General features: G+C 63.0%; 16 protein-coding genes and 1 tRNA gene. 9 read left to right on the forward strand and 8 right to left on the reverse strand.

Features of this window, described 5'->3' with window-relative positions; translation table 11 throughout:
* Nucleotides 1–35: 35 nt before the first annotated feature.
* From LB557_RS18910 to LB557_RS18920, 3 genes are all read right to left on the reverse strand, one after another.
* Nucleotides 36–446, reverse strand: coding sequence for an XRE family transcriptional regulator (locus LB557_RS18910; RefSeq protein ID WP_224642780.1), 411 nt, complete (start codon nucleotides 444–446; stop codon nucleotides 36–38).
* A 187-nt stretch (nucleotides 447–633) separates the two neighbouring features.
* Nucleotides 634–2,142 carry a hypothetical protein gene (locus tag LB557_RS18915; protein ID WP_224642779.1) on the reverse strand — a complete coding sequence of 503 codons (1,509 nt, stop codon included), beginning with the start codon at nucleotides 2,140–2,142 and terminating at the stop codon, nucleotides 634–636.
* Nucleotides 2,143–2,318: 176 nt separating this feature from the next.
* Nucleotides 2,319–2,393: transfer RNA gene (locus tag LB557_RS18920), tRNA-Thr, on the reverse strand.
* A gap of 160 nt (nucleotides 2,394–2,553) precedes the next feature.
* Between LB557_RS18920 and LB557_RS18925 the strand changes: the two genes are divergently transcribed.
* From LB557_RS18925 to yacG, 9 genes are all read left to right on the forward strand, one after another.
* Nucleotides 2,554–2,730, forward strand: a complete 177-nt coding sequence (locus LB557_RS18925; RefSeq protein ID WP_015316270.1) for a hypothetical protein — start codon at nucleotides 2,554–2,556, stop codon at nucleotides 2,728–2,730.
* A 130-nt stretch (nucleotides 2,731–2,860) separates the two neighbouring features.
* Nucleotides 2,861–4,153, forward strand: a complete 1,293-nt coding sequence (murA, locus tag LB557_RS18930) for a UDP-N-acetylglucosamine 1-carboxyvinyltransferase (RefSeq protein ID WP_015316269.1) — start codon at nucleotides 2,861–2,863, stop codon at nucleotides 4,151–4,153.
* Nucleotides 4,154–4,321: 168 nt separating this feature from the next.
* Nucleotides 4,322–4,756 carry a DUF2948 family protein gene (locus LB557_RS18935; protein ID WP_015316268.1) on the forward strand — a complete coding sequence of 145 codons (435 nt, stop codon included), beginning with the start codon at nucleotides 4,322–4,324 and terminating at the stop codon, nucleotides 4,754–4,756.
* 7 nt (nucleotides 4,757–4,763) lie between these two features.
* On the forward strand, nucleotides 4,764–6,056 hold the full coding sequence (hisD, locus tag LB557_RS18940) for a histidinol dehydrogenase (protein WP_224642778.1): 1,293 nt from the start codon (nucleotides 4,764–4,766) through the stop codon (nucleotides 6,054–6,056).
* 6 nt (nucleotides 6,057–6,062) lie between these two features.
* The gene (locus LB557_RS18945) at nucleotides 6,063–6,548 is read left to right on the forward strand and encodes a UPF0262 family protein (protein ID WP_015316266.1); all 486 of its coding nucleotides are present in this window, start codon (nucleotides 6,063–6,065) and stop codon (nucleotides 6,546–6,548) included.
* Entirely contained in the window at nucleotides 6,536–6,997 is a 462-nt protein-coding gene (locus LB557_RS18950; protein ID WP_140614683.1) for a low molecular weight phosphatase family protein, read from the forward strand. The genes LB557_RS18945 and LB557_RS18950 overlap by 13 nt, the downstream gene beginning before the upstream one ends.
* An 87-nt stretch (nucleotides 6,998–7,084) precedes the next feature.
* Nucleotides 7,085–7,303 carry a translation initiation factor IF-1 gene (gene infA / locus LB557_RS18955; protein WP_006329283.1) on the forward strand — a complete coding sequence of 73 codons (219 nt, stop codon included), beginning with the start codon at nucleotides 7,085–7,087 and terminating at the stop codon, nucleotides 7,301–7,303.
* 24 nt (nucleotides 7,304–7,327) lie between these two features.
* A complete protein-coding gene (locus LB557_RS18960) occupies nucleotides 7,328–7,954 on the forward strand; it encodes a Maf-like protein (RefSeq protein WP_015316264.1) in 627 nt (208 codons plus the stop codon).
* Nucleotides 7,951–8,148 (forward strand): DNA gyrase inhibitor YacG, encoded by a 198-nt coding sequence (yacG, locus tag LB557_RS18965; RefSeq protein ID WP_023772777.1) that lies wholly within the window; start codon nucleotides 7,951–7,953, stop codon nucleotides 8,146–8,148. Before LB557_RS18960 ends, yacG begins: the two co-directional genes overlap by 4 nt.
* Nucleotides 8,149–8,159: 11 nt before the next feature.
* On the opposite strand, the gene LB557_RS18970 is transcribed toward yacG, so the two are convergent.
* From LB557_RS18970 to LB557_RS18990, 5 genes are all read right to left on the reverse strand, one after another.
* Nucleotides 8,160–9,530: an alpha-glucosidase/alpha-galactosidase gene (locus LB557_RS18970; RefSeq protein WP_140614685.1), complete on the reverse strand. Its 1,371-nt coding sequence runs from the start codon at nucleotides 9,528–9,530 to the stop codon at nucleotides 8,160–8,162.
* Between the two features lie 19 nt (nucleotides 9,531–9,549).
* Complete coding sequence (locus LB557_RS18975) at nucleotides 9,550–11,217, reverse strand: ABC transporter ATP-binding protein (RefSeq protein WP_224642777.1); 1,668 nt, start codon at nucleotides 11,215–11,217, stop codon at nucleotides 9,550–9,552.
* A gap of 10 nt (nucleotides 11,218–11,227) precedes the next feature.
* Entirely contained in the window at nucleotides 11,228–12,364 is a 1,137-nt protein-coding gene (locus tag LB557_RS18980; RefSeq protein ID WP_015316260.1) for an ABC transporter permease, read from the reverse strand.
* Nucleotides 12,365–13,372: an ABC transporter permease gene (locus LB557_RS18985; protein WP_224642776.1), complete on the reverse strand. Its 1,008-nt coding sequence runs from the start codon at nucleotides 13,370–13,372 to the stop codon at nucleotides 12,365–12,367.
* Between the two features lie 134 nt (nucleotides 13,373–13,506).
* A complete protein-coding gene (locus LB557_RS18990; RefSeq protein ID WP_140715868.1) occupies nucleotides 13,507–15,588 on the reverse strand; it encodes an ABC transporter substrate-binding protein in 2,082 nt (693 codons plus the stop codon).
* Nucleotides 15,589–15,670 lie beyond the last annotated feature (82 nt).

Here is a 15,670-nt window from a genome sequence, read left to right on the forward strand (position 1 = left end):
GCGCCAGCCTTCGGCAGGGAAGTCCCGCTCGCCCCTCATTTGCCGAAGATCCCGCGAATCGCAGATCGAGCCTTCGTTGTGAGGCTGGGATTGGAATGATCGGACGCCCGGCGGATTTCCTCGAGCCAGGCCACTTCGTTCTCGGTGACCAGCGTCCCGAAGATCTGCTTGACGGCAAGCTCGGTGGTGTCGCCGCCAAGCTGTTCGATCGCCAACTGGAAGAGCATCACTGGATCGCACTCGAGGGCGGTTGCCAGGGCCGAAACCCTGTCGAGCGGCAGCTTGGCCGTGCCGGCCTTGATCATCGCGAGCATGTTCGGATTGACGAACCCCGCCTCGCCGGCGATCGCGATCTGGGTCTTCTTCGGCCTCAGCTCCAGGATGCGCTTCTCAAGATATTTGGCGAGCCTGGTGCCCGCGTAGGGTTTCCCCTGACGGTTGTTCATCGTCACTTCCTCTGAAATCGCAACTTCGATGCGCTGCTAATTTCTTTATAGCGACGGCCAGATGGGGATTTCGTGGGATGTGAAGAACGTTCGAGGCCTGCTCATCGGCAATGCACGAGTCTTCGACGTGTCCTCTTAAGCTCATGATGTTGGCATCAGGAAGGTGTTCTAGATCCCTACCTGCGTCTCACTGAGCTTGCGGATTTGCGCTGAGGTCGTAAGAAGGAAATCGATCGATGGCGGCCTTTCTGGCCTTCAAGGTAACGTCACCGTAGTTATCACCGGCGGTTGTCGAAGCATGACCTTGAATTGCATCAATGGCTCGCTTGGAAATCCCCTCTTCCTCACCCACCGTTTTGAAGCGGTGCCGCCAGCCGTGGTTTGGTTGAACTCCTTCCGGGATCAATCCTGTCTCCTGGAGCCATTCGCTGATCCTGCCCGCCGTCGCTCGCGCGGCCTTGATCGGATCCCGACCTTTGCCATTGCGATAGAATAGCGGCCCTGCCGGCGCTGCCTGGAGGAAGTTGAGGAAGCCCATCTCGATTAATTGTGAGTGCAGCGGCACGTCCCGATACCCGCCCGCCTTAACAGTGCCAGCGTCGGGGCTGATACGCATGACGTGTGCTCCGCCCTCCTCGCGAAAGTCCTCTTTTCGAAGCTGGGTGATTTCGGTCACTCGCGCGCCGCTGAATGCGCACAGAGCGGGCACCCAACGTTTCGCAGCTGTCGTTTGTCGGAGCTCCATCGTTGCCGCGTTGTCGGTGACGGCGGGAACGTGATCGCGGGCGGCGACAAGGATCGCTGCGGCCTCCATGCCGGTGAAGCCTTTTTCACGGTTGCGAGCACCCTTCGGCACTTCCTGCCGAACTTTCTCCACGGCGTTCGAGTCCAATCTATCGTTCGCCACTGCCCAAGTTAGAACCGAGCGCACAGCAGCCAGGTAAACGTCGGCAACCGTTTTAGGCGACAGGCTCTTCAGCAACTCGTCTCGCCAGTCCGTCAAATTCTTCTTCGTCAATCGGCGGGCATCATCGTGACGAACGAACTTCGCCAAATCAGTGAAAACCGGTCGCCAGCGCTTCTCGGTTCCCCTCGCCTTGCCGACCAGCTTCTTTGCTGCAATGTAGTCAGCAAAGAGATCCTTGAGGGAGACGGGCGGCAGCGGATCAGCTTCTGGCTGTGCGTTCGCCAGCATCGGGTGAGAGGGTGCGCCACTGAAGTCGCCTTCATCGCGCTCGGCAACACGCGCCAGGGCTTCGTATTCCGAAACGCAGATATAACGGGCCAGAGATCGCCATTCGTCGGATCCGAACGCGGCCATGGTGTTGCCTATTTGCCGGAAGCGCTCGATGCGATGCTCGACCAACTCAGCCAAATCATCATCAGATAGCTGGCCCGCAATGCCTTGCCGCAATCTGGCAACGAGTAGATCGTCGATGGAGACCGACGCCCATTGCGAGCCCGAATTGCGAAGTGCTTCGTCTTGCGCGAGACGGGTCTGGTAGTTACGCAAAGCGATCTGGTCAGCTGCGAGTGGATAACGGCCAACAGTGACCGATCTTTCGCCTGCAGCGGCCGCCCGGCGTTCCGCTAGCGCAATCTCGTGCTGAATGTCCGCGAGCGCGCCAGGAAGTTTCTTTAGAGCTGTCTTATAATCAGGCCCAAGCGCCTTTCGCCGCTCCACCTTGCCCTCCATAAAGGGTCGAAGGTCCTTCGGGATTGCTAGCCTGGCGAAATAGCGGCCGTCTCGATCTAGAAGATTTCGAACTTTCCCCGCCACCGATTCCACCCGTTTTGTTACATGATTTGTAACATCAGAATGGACAGAGAGCCTTGCATGCCAAGCGCTTGAACGATTTCAAAGGGATAGACTGGTGCTGCGAGAGAGGATTGAACTCTCGACCTCTCCCTTACCAAGGGAGTGCTCTACCACTGAGCTACCGCAGCCGCTGATGGCGGGGCTTCTGCCATATCGAACCGGCAAGCGCAAGGCCAAGAACAGCGCTTCTGTGAATGGCTTTGCCGGATAGCTTTTATTGACATGGCGGCGCCACAATGTTGGCTATCCCTGAAAGCGGGTTGGCCGGGCGCCAGCCGTGGCGGGACAATGAACGACAAGACAAATCCACCGAAGAACAGCGGAACAACCCGCAAGAACCGGCTCGCCGAGCAGTTGCGGGCCAACCTGCAGAAGCGCAAGGCGCAGTCGCGCTCGCGCCGGACAGGCGAGGCCGACCAGCGGCCCGACGGGCTCGGCGCGGCCAAGGAAATGAAGAAAGATTAACTCAAATCGGCCACTCTCAGGCCGGGGTGGGCGAAATCCTATTTCTTGAACCAAATTGGTCAATGGTCTAGACGGGCCGATACTCAAACGATTGAACCGGCCCTTTTCTGGCCGAGAGGGACAGTCTCCAATGGATCGCATCAGAATTGTCGGCGGCAACAAGCTTGCCGGAAGCATTCCGATCTCGGGCGCGAAAAACGCCGCCCTGCCGCTGATGATCGCCTCGCTTCTGACCGACGACACGCTGACACTGGAAAACGTGCCGCATCTGGCCGATGTCGAGCAGTTGATCCGCATCCTCGGCAATCATGGCGTCGACTATTCGGTCAATGGCCGCCGTGAGAAGCAGAATGAGGGCTATTCGCGCACCATCAACTTCTCCGCCCGCAACATCGTCGACACGACGGCGCCTTACGAACTGGTGTCGAAAATGCGCGCCTCGTTCTGGGTGATCGGCCCGCTGCTGGCCCGCATGGGCGAGGCCAAGGTGTCGCTGCCCGGCGGCTGCGCCATCGGCACGCGCCCGGTTGATCTGTTCCTCGAAGGCCTGCAGGCGCTGGGCGCCGACATTGATGTCGATACCGGCTACGTCATCGCCAAGACCCGGAACGGCCGCCTTGTCGGCAACCGCTATGTCTTCCCGAAAGTCTCGGTCGGCGCCACCCATGTGCTGATGATGGCGGCGTCGCTGGCCAAGGGCGAGACGGTGCTTGAAAACGCCGCCTGCGAGCCGGAGATCGTCAATCTCGCCGAATGCCTGAACGCGATGGGCGCCAGGATTTCCGGCGCCGGCACGCCGACCATCACCATCGACGGCGTCGAAGCCCTGTCGGGCGCGCGCGTGCGTGTCATCCCCGACCGCATCGAGACCGGCACCTATGCCATGGCGGTGGCGATGACCGGCGGCGACGTCGTGCTGGAAGGCGCACGGCCGGAGCTGCTGCAGACGGCGCTCGACGTGATTTCCCAGACGGGTGCGGAGATCACCCAGACCAATTCCGGCATCCGCGTGAAGCGCAATGGCGCCGGCATTTCACCCGTCGACGTGACGACGGCCCCCTTCCCGGCCTTCCCGACCGATCTGCAGGCGCAGTTCATGGGCCTGATGACCATGGCCAAGGGCAAATCGCGCATCACCGAGACGATCTTCGAAAACCGCTTCATGCACGTCCAGGAACTGGCTCGGCTCGGCGCCCACATCACGCTCTCGGGGCAGACGGCGATCGTCGACGGCGTGGCGAAGCTGAAGGGCGCGCCAGTCATGGCGACCGACCTTCGCGCTTCCGTCTCGCTGGTCATCGCCGGGCTGGCGGCCGAAGGCGAAACCACGGTCAACCGTGTCTATCATCTCGACCGCGGTTTCGAGCGGCTGGAGGAAAAGCTGTCCAACTGCGGCGCGGTGATCGAACGTATTTCCGCCTGACGGTCGGACAGCAGCAACTTCTGGCAAAGGGCGGCTCATAGCGCTGGCGCCCGTCTGCCCGCAGCGCAAACCCGAGGCAATGCCTCGGGCGGACGTCGTGGGGTGGTTGCACCGACCGGAAAGACCGCCTAACAGAGGCTGAAACCAACCTGTAGGTCGAAAATCCGGATGACCGCCCTCAAGCTTATCGCGCTCGACGACCAGGATCTGAGCATCGTCTCGGCCCATCTCCAGGACGCCGTGATGAAGGTCTCGGACCTCGAATTCCTGCCCAAGGCCAAACGCTTCGTCCTGACCATGAACCGTTTCGTGTGGGAGGCCAAATCCGGCCTGTTTCGCCAGCACAACGAACGACGGCAGGCCGTGCTGCATTTCGACCGGGTGCTGGGCGCCAAGACCAACGGCATCGCCCGCGACAAGCCCGCCGAAATTCTTTCCTTGCTGGCGATCAGCTTTATCGAGATCAGCAAGCCCGCGGGCATCGTCGAACTGATCTTTTCGGGCGGCGGCACGATCATGCTCGATGTCGAATGCATCGAGGCCCGCCTTGCCGATATTGGCGGCGCGTGGGAAGCCACCTCGCGCCCCATCCACAGGGCTTGAGCATACGATGGCCATCACGCTTGCCCAGTCCGACGCCGATTTCGAGCAGCGTTTCGCCGCGTTTCTCACGACCAAGCGCGAGGTGTCGGCCGACGTCGACGCCGTGGTGCGAGACATCATCGCGCGCGTGCGTGCCGAGGGCGATGCGGCACTGATCGACTACACGCGGAAATTCGGCGGAGGCGACCTCGCCAAGCTCGGCATTGCCGTCTCGGCGGAAGACATCGCCGGCGCCTATGCCGAGGCCGATCCCGCCACGGTCGAGGCACTGAAATTCGCACGCGACCGCATCCGGTCCCATCACGAGCGGCAAAAGCCTCAGGACGAACGCTACACGGATCCCGCCGGCGTCGAGCTCGGCTCGCGCTGGACGGCGATCGAGGCGGTCGGGCTCTATGTGCCGGGCGGCACGGCAAGCTATCCGAGCTCGGTGCTGATGAACGCCGTGCCAGCCAAGGTAGCCGGCGTCGAGCGCATCGTCATGGTCGTGCCGGCACCGCACGGCGTCGTCAACCCGCTGGTGCTGGTGGCGGCGGATATATCGGGCGTCTCCGAAATCTACCGCGTCGGCGGCGCGCAGGCGATCGCGGCACTCGCCTATGGTACGCAGACGATAAAGCCCGTCGCCAAGATCGTCGGTCCAGGCAATGCCTATGTCGCCGCAGCCAAGCGGCAGGTGTTCGGCACGGTCGGCATCGACATGATCGCCGGCCCTTCCGAAGTGCTCGTCGTGGCGGACAGCGACAACGATCCGGACTGGATCGCCGCCGATCTGCTCGCCCAGGCCGAACATGACGTGTCGGCGCAGTCGATCCTGATCACCGACGAACCAGCATTCGGCAAGGCGGTCGAACGGGCGGTCGAACGCCAGCTGCGGAGCCTGCCGCGCGCGGAAACGGCGGCCCAGAGCTGGCGCGATTTCGGCGCCGTCATCCTGGTTGCGACGGTCGAGGCCGCGCTGCCGCTGGTCGACCGCATCGCCGCCGAACATGTCGAGCTGGCCATCGAGGATGCCGAAGGCTTCCTGGCGAAGATGCGCAACGCGGGCGCGGTTTTTCTCGGCCGCCACACGCCCGAGGTCATCGGCGATTATGTCGGCGGCTCCAACCACGTGCTGCCGACGGCGCGCTCGGCGCGCTTCTCGTCCGGCCTGTCCGTGCTCGACTTCGTCAAGCGCACCTCGGTCCTCAAACTCGGACCGGAGCAGTTGCGCGTGCTGGCACCGGCGGCGATCGCACTCGCGCAGGCGGAAGGGCTTGACGCGCATGGCCGCTCTGTCGCCATACGGCTGAACATGTAGGCCAGTATGACGGGCTCCGGTCAAACCCGCGCAAAACTGATCGATGTCGAACTCGATGAGTCGATCGGCCGTTCGACGCCCGATGTCGAGCATGAGCGGGCGGTGGCGATCTTCGACCTGATCGAGGAGAATAGTTTTCAGCCTGTCAACGACAGCGGTGCGGGTCCCTACCGGCTGAAGCTGTCGCTGGCCGAGTCCCGCCTGGTCTTTGCCGTGGCACGCGAGGACGGCACCGCCGTCGTCACCCACATCCTGTCGCTGACGCCGCTCAGGCGCATCGTCAAGGATTACTACATGATCTGCGAGAGCTATTACGACGCCATCCGCTCCTCGACGCCGAGCCATATCGAGGCGATCGACATGGGCCGCCGTGGCCTGCACAATGAGGGCTCGCAGACGCTGATGGATCGGCTCTCCGGCAAGATCGACATCGACTTCGACACGGCGCGACGGCTGTTCACGCTGGTCTGCGTGCTGCACTGGCGGGGCTGATCCTGGCCCCCGGCGCCCTGCCCCGCTCGGTTCTGTTCCTGTGCGGCATGAATGCCGTGCGCTCGCCGATGGCCGAGCAGCTGGCGCGCCGGATGCTGCCCGCCACCGTCTTCGTCGCCTCGGCCGGCGTGCGCGCCGGCGAGCGCGACCCGTTCGTCGATGCCGTGCTTGCCGAGGACGGGCTGTCGCTGGGTGAGCGTCATCCAAGGACGCTGAACGATCTCGAGGACGACTATTTCGACCTGATCGTGACACTGGCGCCGGAGGCCCACCATGCCGCGCTCGAACTCACGCGCTCGCTTGCCGTCGAGGTGGAATACTGGCCGACGCCGGATCCGACCGATGCCGGCGGCACGCGCGAACACATCATGGCCAGCTATCGCGACGTGCGCGAGCGGCTGAAAGCCCGGATCTACAGCCGGTTCACCGTTCCGAGGCCTGGCGATTAAGCGTGTTCACAAGCGACAGATTATCATATAGGTTCCGCCGAAATTCCAGCCGGGGCGCTGGAACTGCCATCCAAGCAAAGGTATCGAATGCCGAAGGAAGAAGTCCTCGAGTTTCCGGGTATCGTCACGGAATTGTTGCCCAACGCGATGTTCAGGGTGAAGCTCGAAAACGAACACGAGATCATCGCCCATACCGCCGGCCGCATGCGCAAGAACCGCATCCGCGTGCTGACCGGCGACAAGGTTCTGGTCGAGATGACGCCATACGACCTGACCAAGGGCCGCATCACCTACCGCTTCAAGTAAGATCAAGACCCGGCCGGTAAAGCGATGAGCATTTTGCAAAAGCTGGTGCTTGCCTCGGGTTCGCCGCGCCGCATCGAACTCCTGCAGCAGGCCGGCATCGAGCCGGACCGCATCCTGCCAGCCGATATCGACGAAACGCCGCTGCGTGCCGAGCATCCGCGCTCGCTGGCCAAACGGCTGTCGAAGGAAAAGGCCGAGAAGGCGTTCGCGTCGCTGAAGTCCGAGACGGACCATGCGCCGAGCTTCGTGCTGGCGGCCGACACGGTGGTCGCCGTCGGGCGGCGCATCCTGCCCAAGGCCGAGACGCTGGATGACGCCGCCAACTGCCTCGGGCTGTTGTCCGGACGTTCGCACCGGGTCTATTCCGGCATCTGCCTGATCACGCCGGGCGGCAAACTGCGCCAGCGACTGGTCGAGACGCGGGTGCGTTTCAAGCGGCTGCCGCGCGAGGAGATCGACGCCTATGTCGCGTCCGGCGAATGGCGCGGAAAGGCCGGCGGCTATGCCGTGCAAGGATTGGCCGGCGCCTTCGTCGTCAAGCTCGTCGGCTCCTACACCAACATTGTCGGCCTGCCGCTCTACGAGACGGTGGCGCTGCTGTCGGGCGAAGGTTTCAAGACGCATCAAAACTGGTTGTCCGCGCGACCATGAGCCTCGACGACAAGGTCACGCCCCTGCGGCCCAAGCGCCCGTGCCCGGAATGCGGCAAGCCATCGGCGCGCGAGACCTATCCATTCTGCTCGACGCGCTGCAAGGACATCGACCTCAACCGCTGGCTGAAGGGTGCCTATGTCATCTCGGCCCGCGACGACGAGGAAGAACCGGACGCCGACGAGCCGAAGTAGACGAGCGCCGGTCAGGCGGCTTCGTTCTTGCGTTTGACGCGCGCCCAGGCCGGCAGCCAGTCGCCATGTGCGGCCAGGAGATCATCGACCAGTGACCAGATCTGGTCGAGATCGAGTTCGGCCGCGGTGTGCGGATCCATCATCGCCGCGTGATAGATGTGGTCGCGGTTTTCGCTCATCAGCGCCCGCACCGTCAGTTCCTGTACGTTGATGTTGGTGCGGATCAGCGCCGTCAATTGCGGCGGCAGGTCGCCTATATAGGTCGGCTGGATGCCGGACGCATCGACCAGGCACGGCACTTCGGCGGCGCAATCACGCGGCAGCGAGGTGATGCAGCCATTGTTGCGCACATTGCCGTAGATGACCGACGGTTCGCCGGTCCAGACCGAATTCATGATCGAGGAGGCATATTCCTTCGACTCTTCGACCTCGATGCGCTGGGCCGAGCGGTAGGCCTGCGCCTGGTCCTTCCAACGCTCGATCTGCTCGACGCAGCGCTTGGGGTATTCATCGAGCGGAATGCCGTATTTCTCGATCAAATCGGGGCGGCCGTCCTTGATGAAATAGGGCGTGTACTCGGCGAAATGCTCCGAGCTCTCGGTGACGAAATAGCCCAGCCGCGTCAGCATCTCATAGCGCACCTTGTTCGGACAGCGCGGATTCCAGCCGGGTTTCGGCGCGCGGCCTTCGCGATAGGCCCGCACGAGATCGGGATAGAGGTCGCGATAGGATCCGTCCGGCTGGCGATGCTCGAACTGCAGGTAGAAGGCCATGTGGTTGATGCCGGCCGAGCGGTAGCGGATCTCGTCATAGGGAAGGTCGAGATCGTGTGCCAGCTCCATCGCCGTCCCTTGCACCGAATGGCACAGCCCGACCTGCCTGATCTCGGGATATTTCTCCGAGATCGCCCAGGTGTTGATCGCCATCGGGTTGACATATTGCAGCATGATGGCCCGCGGGCAGACGGCAAGCATGTCCTCGCAGATCTTCCACAGATGCGGCACGGTCCTGAGGCCGCGCATGATGCCGCCGACGCCGAGCGTGTCGGCGATGGTCTGGCGCAGGCCATATGTCTTCGGCACCTCGAAATCCGTGACGGTGCAGGGCTCATAGCCGCCGATCTGGAAGGCGACGACGACGAAATCGGCGTCCGCCAGCGCCTTGCGCTGGTCCGTGTAGGTCTCGGCCATCGCCTTGACGCCGAGTGTGGCGATCAGTTTGTTGACGACGACGGCGCTTTCTTCCAGCCGCTGCGGATTGATGTCCATCAGCGCGATCGTGGCGCCCGAAAGTGCCGGGCGCTGCAGCACGTCGCCGACGATGTTCTTCATGAACACCGTCGAGCCGGCGCCGATGAAAGTGATCCTGGGATGTCTTGCCACGTTAACCTCCGGCATCTGTTCAGGCCACGTCGAAAGCGGCCCTGACGAGCCGTTCGGTGTAGGCGGTCTTGGGATTGGTGAGGACCTGGTCGACGGGTCCCTGCTCGACGATCTTGCCGTGCTGCATGACGATGACGCGGTGGCACAGCGCGCGCACCACCTTGAGGTCGTGCGAGATGAAGAGATAGCTCAGGCCGCGCTCGTCCTGCAGCTTGCGTAGCAGGTCGATGATCTGCGCCTGGACGGAGAGATCCAGCGCCGACGTCGGCTCGTCGAGCAGGATGAATTCGGGTTCGAGCGCGATGGCCCGGGCGATGGCGATGCGCTGCCGCTGGCCGCCGGAAAATTCATGCGGAAACCGCGACAGGATATCGCCCGGCATGCCCGCGCTGACCAACGCCTCGCGCACCCGTTCGACCCGCTCGCGGCGCGTTGCGCCGATGCCGTTGACGACCAGCCCTTCCTCGATGATCTGGCCGATCGTCATGCGTGGGTTAAGCGAGGAGAACGGGTCCTGGAAGACGATCTGCATGCGCGACCGCAGCGGCCGCATCTGCGTTCGCGACAGGCCATGGATCGGCTGGCCATCGAAGCGGATCTCACCGCGTTTCGCTTCGGTCAGCCGGAGCAGCGCCTGGCCGAACGTGGTCTTGCCGGAGCCGGATTCGCCGACCAGCCCAAGCGTCTCATGGCGGCAAAGCTTGAGGTCGAGGTCGTCGACCGCGACCAGTTCACGCCAGTCCGGCTTCAAGAACGTGCCGTGGCGCAGCATGAAGCAGACGCGCACGCCATTCGCTTCGAGGATGGTGCCAGAGCCCGCGGGCAACGGTTGCGGCCGTCCTCTTGGTTCGGAAGCAAGCAATCGCCTGGTGTAGGGATGCCGCGGATCGGCGAACAAGCGTTCAGTGACGTTGTGCTCGCACATTTCGCCATGCTGCATCACATAGACGTAGTCGGAAAACTTGCGCACCACGGTGAGGTCGTGGGTGATCAGGATCACCGCCATCCGCAGCTCTTTCTGCAGATTGCGGATCAGGTTGAGGATCTGCGCCTGCACCGTGACGTCGAGCGCGGTCGTCGGCTCATCGGCGATCAGCACGTCGGGATCGTTGGCGAGCGCCATGGCGATCATCACGCGCTGCCGTTGCCCACCCGAGAGCTGGTGCGGATATTGCTTGAGCCGCGCCTCGGGCTCGGGAATCTGCACATGCCGCAGCAGTTCCAGCGCCCGCGCCCAGGCTTGCTTGCGGCTCACCTTGCGATGCACCCGGATTGCTTCGACGATCTGGCTGCCGACTGTGTAAATCGGGTTGAGTGAGCTCATCGGCTCCTGGAAGATCATCGAGATGCGGTTGCCGCGCAGCTTGCGCCGGGCGCTCTCGGGAAATTTCAGAATGTCCTGTCCGTCATAACAGACGCTCGATTTCGGTGACACCGTTGCGCGGCGCGACAGCAGGCCCATGACGGTGCGCGCCGTCACCGACTTGCCGGAACCGGATTCGCCGACGATCGCGATCGTCTCGCCGCGATAGAGCTGGAACGAGATGTCCTTGACCGCCTCGACGGTACCGTGCTCGACCTTGAAGGCGACCTCGATGTTGCGGGCGTCGATGACGGGCTCTCCCTGGCGCCCATCATGATCGAGGCGAAAGGCTGGTGCGAAGGGCTCGGCGAGTACGACGGTCATTCCTGTCCCCTCAATACGGATCGACGGCATCGCGCAGGCCGTCGCCGAGCGCGTTGAAGGCGAAGACGGTGACCAGCACGAAACCGACCGGCGACAGGATCCAGGGATAGGTACCGATGACGGAATAGGTCGCGGTGTCCTGAAGCATCAGCCCCCAGGAGATCAGGGGCGGCTTGACGGCAAAACCGAGGAAACCGAGGAAGGATTCGAGCAGCACAACCGTCGGGATGGCCAGCGTCACGGCGACGATCACGTGGCTCATCACATTGGGGAAGATGTGCTGCAGGATGATGCGCCGGTCGGTGGAGCCGACCGCCATGGCGGCGCGCACATATTCGATGCGCGCCAGCGCCAGTGTCTTGCCGCGCACCTCGCGCGACATCTGCGCCCAGCCCAACGCCGACATGACGATGATGACAAAGCCGAGGAACACATTGGTCGGCGCGGTGACAGGGATCAGCGTCGTCAGCGCCAGATAGAGCGGCAGTTGTGGGAAGGCGAGCACCAGTTCGACGAAGCGCTGCATCCAGACGTCGAACCGGCCGCCGAAATAGCCCGACACCATGCCGACAGTGGTACCGATGACCGTGATGATGAAGACCACCGTCAGCGCGATCATCAGCGAGACACGCGAACCATGGATGGCGCGCGACAGCACGTCCCGGCCGAATTTGTCGGTGCCGAGGAAATGCACCGGCTGGCCGTCCGTCGAGGCGAACAAGTGCCGGTTCGCCGGGATCAGCCCGAAGAGCTTGTAGGGCGCGCCCTCGACGAAGAAGCCAAGCAGCCTCGGGTGGTCGTAGTCGGGGCCGACGATGGGCTGGAAGGTGACCGGATCGAGATCGGCCGAATCGGCCAGCGCATAGACCCTAGGCCGCGCGACGAAATTACCATCCTTGTCGTGGAAGGACGGCAGCTGCGGCGGCGCGAAGCCGACATCGGTCGCCTTCGGATCCATCGGGGCCAGGAATTCGGCGAACACGGCCATCACCAGCAGCAGCACGACCAGCCAAAGCCCAGCCATCCCGGTCCAGGAGCGCTTCAGCCGGCGCCAGACAAGCGCCATGTAGCTCTCATTGCCGCGTGCGGGCGCTACTGTGGCTCGCTCGGCCGGCAGTGGCGGTGGTGAAGGCTCTCGCGCCAGCATCTAGCCCTCCCCGAACTGGCGCACGCGCGGATCGAGCAGGACGAGCAGCATGTCGGCGATGATGTTGCCGACGATCAGCGTCGCCGACAGCACCATCATGAAGGTGGCTGTGACATAGACGTCGCCGACCGCCATCGAACCGACGATCGCCGGGCCGACGGTCGGCAGCGCGAAGATGATCGCCGTCTCGATCTCGCCCGTCAGCATGTATGGCAGCACCACGCCCTGGTACATGACGAGCGGATGCAAGGCATTGGGCACGGCGTGGCGCATGACGACGGCACTGCCGGTCAGGCCCTTGGCTCTCGCCGTCTCGACATATTGCGCGTTGAGCGTGTCGAGCAGATTGCCGCGCATGACGCGCATATTGTAGGCGAGGCCGCCGAAGGTGGCGATCGCCACCACCGGCCAGACATGCTTGACCAGGTCGACGAATTTGGCCCACGACCATGGCGCGCCGCCATATTGCGGCGAGAAGAATGAGCCGATTTCCGACACGTTGAACTGGAAGACCAGGAGATAGACGATGATCAGCGCCATCAGGAAGCGCGGCACCGTCATGCCGAGGAAGGCGATGGCCGACAGCGTGGAATCGATCCAGGTGTATTGCCGGGTCGCGGCCCATATGCCGAAAGTGATGCCGAGCACCGAGGCGAGCAGATGGCAGACCAGCGCGAGCAGCAGCGTGCGCGGCAGGCGCTCGCCGACGACCTCGGCCACCGGCTTGTTGTAATAGAGGCTGTAGCCGAAATCGCCGCGGGTGACGACGCCGCCGATCCAGTTGAGATACTGGACGGGCAGCGGCTTATCGAGGCCGTGTTCGACGCGATAGGCCTGGGCCTGTGCGTCGGCCTCCGCGAAGGAGGCTCCGCCCTGGTTGATCAGCTGCGAGCGGATGTAATCGGCATAATCGCCAGGCGGCGCCTGGATGATGGCAAAGGTGACGAGACTCAAAATAGCGAGAACCGGGATTGCCGACGCTATGCGCATGAGCAGGAATCGCAGCATGGACGGTCCGCTTCCTCATCTCGCCGGACGCTCCCCTGGAGGGGCGTTCGGAGGGTTGGTTTGTCCCGGCCGCGCCATCGACGCGGCCGGGTGTCTCTCAGTCAGGGAGGGTAAACTTGCATCGGCCCTTAAACTTACATCGGGCCCTTGTCTCCAGGCTTGCCGGGAAGCTCTTCGGGGAACAATTCGTATTTCGCCTGTTTGTCGGCCGCGACGAAGACCCGTTCGCGGATGATCGAATCCTCGGCCCAGTTGAACATGAAGATCGGCGTGCCCTGCGGGATGTTGGAGAAGCGCTTGTTGACGATCAAGGCGCCGGGATATTCCGTCAGGCCGACATTGTAGACGTGCTCGGTCGAGATCTTCTGGAAGTCCCGCATCAGACTGGCGCGCTGGTTGTTATCCGCCGACGAGACGAACTTGTTGACGATGTCGACGAGGTCCTTCTCGAAAGGCATCAGGTCGACCTCGCCGCTTTCCGGCGCGCGGTGATCCCAGCTGGTCTTGGGGCCGACCGGAGCGAGTTGCACGGTGTTCTGCACCACGGAGGTCAGCTCCTGCTCATTGCGCCGGATCAGCCAGTCGAAGCGGCCTGAATATTGCGTGGCATCGCGCTGGGTGCCGTTAAGCCCGTTGAGCACGATCCGGAGGCCAAGCTTCTCCATCTGCGCGACCACGCCTTCGGCGAGGCTCTTGTCGGTCGTGTAGTCGTTGTTGACCAGCATCACGATTTCGACGTTCTTGCCGCCGGCGGTACCGGCCGGAAAGTTGACGATGCCGTCGCCGTCTGTGTCCTTCAGACCGGCCTTGGCGAGTTCGGCCTTGGCGCCCTCGAGGTCGAAAGGATAGTAGACGGTGGATTTGCGGTCATAAAAGCTGGTGCCCGAGGAAAGGCCGCCTGGATAGATCGCGGTGAACGGCCCCTTGACGAGGGAATCGCCCAGCGCCTTGCGGTCAAGCGCCATGGTGACGGCCTTGCGGAAATCCTCGTTGCGGTTCAGTTCGCGGATCGCCTGGCCGCGCTCGTCCGGATTGCCCCAGCCATTGGCGGAGAAGTTCAGGCGCAGATTGTAGCCGATCAGCCGCGGGCCGAAGGCAAGGCGCGCCGGCGCGTTCGCCTCCGCCGCGCGCTTCAGCGAGGCGACGAAGTTTTCCGGCTGCTCGAGGTTGGAGAAGTCGCCGGCGCCGGCGACCGCCTGAACGTCGCGGTCGGCCCAGGTCGACAGTTTGTAATGCAGCTCGTTGAGATAGGGCAGCTGGTTGCCATTCTCGTCCACCTTCCAATAGTAGGGATTGCGGCGCATGACGATGATGTCGTCGGCCCGATAGTCGACCGGCACCCAGGCGCCCATGACAGGCATGTTCATATATTCCGGCGGGAAGGCGTTCTTGAACTGGTCGTAGGTGTTCTTCGAATATTTCGGGTGCTGCGGCTTCAAGATATGCGCGGGACCGGGGCAGAAGGTGCCATAGGCCATTGCGTAGAGGTGCTGTTTCGGGAAGGCGTCCTTGAAGGTCCACTCGACGGTGTAGTCGTCGATCTTCTTCAGCGTCGTGCCGACGCCGAAGGTTTCCTGGGTGGCGCCATTGAGCGGCGAGACGTTGGGATCCATGACCTCGTCGTCCCAGTAGAACATGACGTCGTCGGCGTTGAATGGCACGCCGTCCGACCATTTGGCGCCTTCGACGAGATGCATGGTCAGCTTGTGGCCATCGGCTGACCAATCCCAGCTTTTGGCGAGGTTGGGCAGCGGCTCGGTGTCCTTCGCCTCGACCTGGAACAGTGGCGCTGTGCGCGTCAGGCATTCGGAGAGGCCGATGTCGATGCCGCCCCACCCTTGGGTCTGGCCGGCGCCGTAGTTCCAGCCTTCCGGCCTTCCGCCGATGACATGGCGCATCGTATCGCCATAGACGCCGACGCCGTCCGGCATGTTGGCGGTCTTGAAGACAAGTGGCTCTTTCGGCAGCCGATCTTTCACCGGCGGCAGCTTGCCGGCCTTGACGTATTTTTCCGTGACCCAATCGGGCTCGTGATAGTCGGGCAGCGCCTTGAACTCTAGGATGGAGTCGCGCGGCACGTACTTGATCTTGCCCTCGGCCGGAAACGTCGCCGGAACCGGTGGGACGGTCGGCTCGGAAGCGAAAGCGTTGAGCGCCGGAACGGAGACGCTCAGCGCCAGTCCGGCGGCAATGCCAATGCTGCGTAGGTTGCTCATTGTCTCCTCCCTCGTTTTCAGACGTTTGCTGCTGCTCGTATTTGGCCTGGACGGCAGGCTGCGGTGGATCCGCCTCCCGTGG

It is taken from the genome of Mesorhizobium sp. BR115XR7A, assembly GCF_020165315.1.
In the GTDB taxonomy this organism is placed as follows: domain Bacteria; phylum Pseudomonadota; class Alphaproteobacteria; order Rhizobiales; family Rhizobiaceae; genus Mesorhizobium; species Mesorhizobium australicum.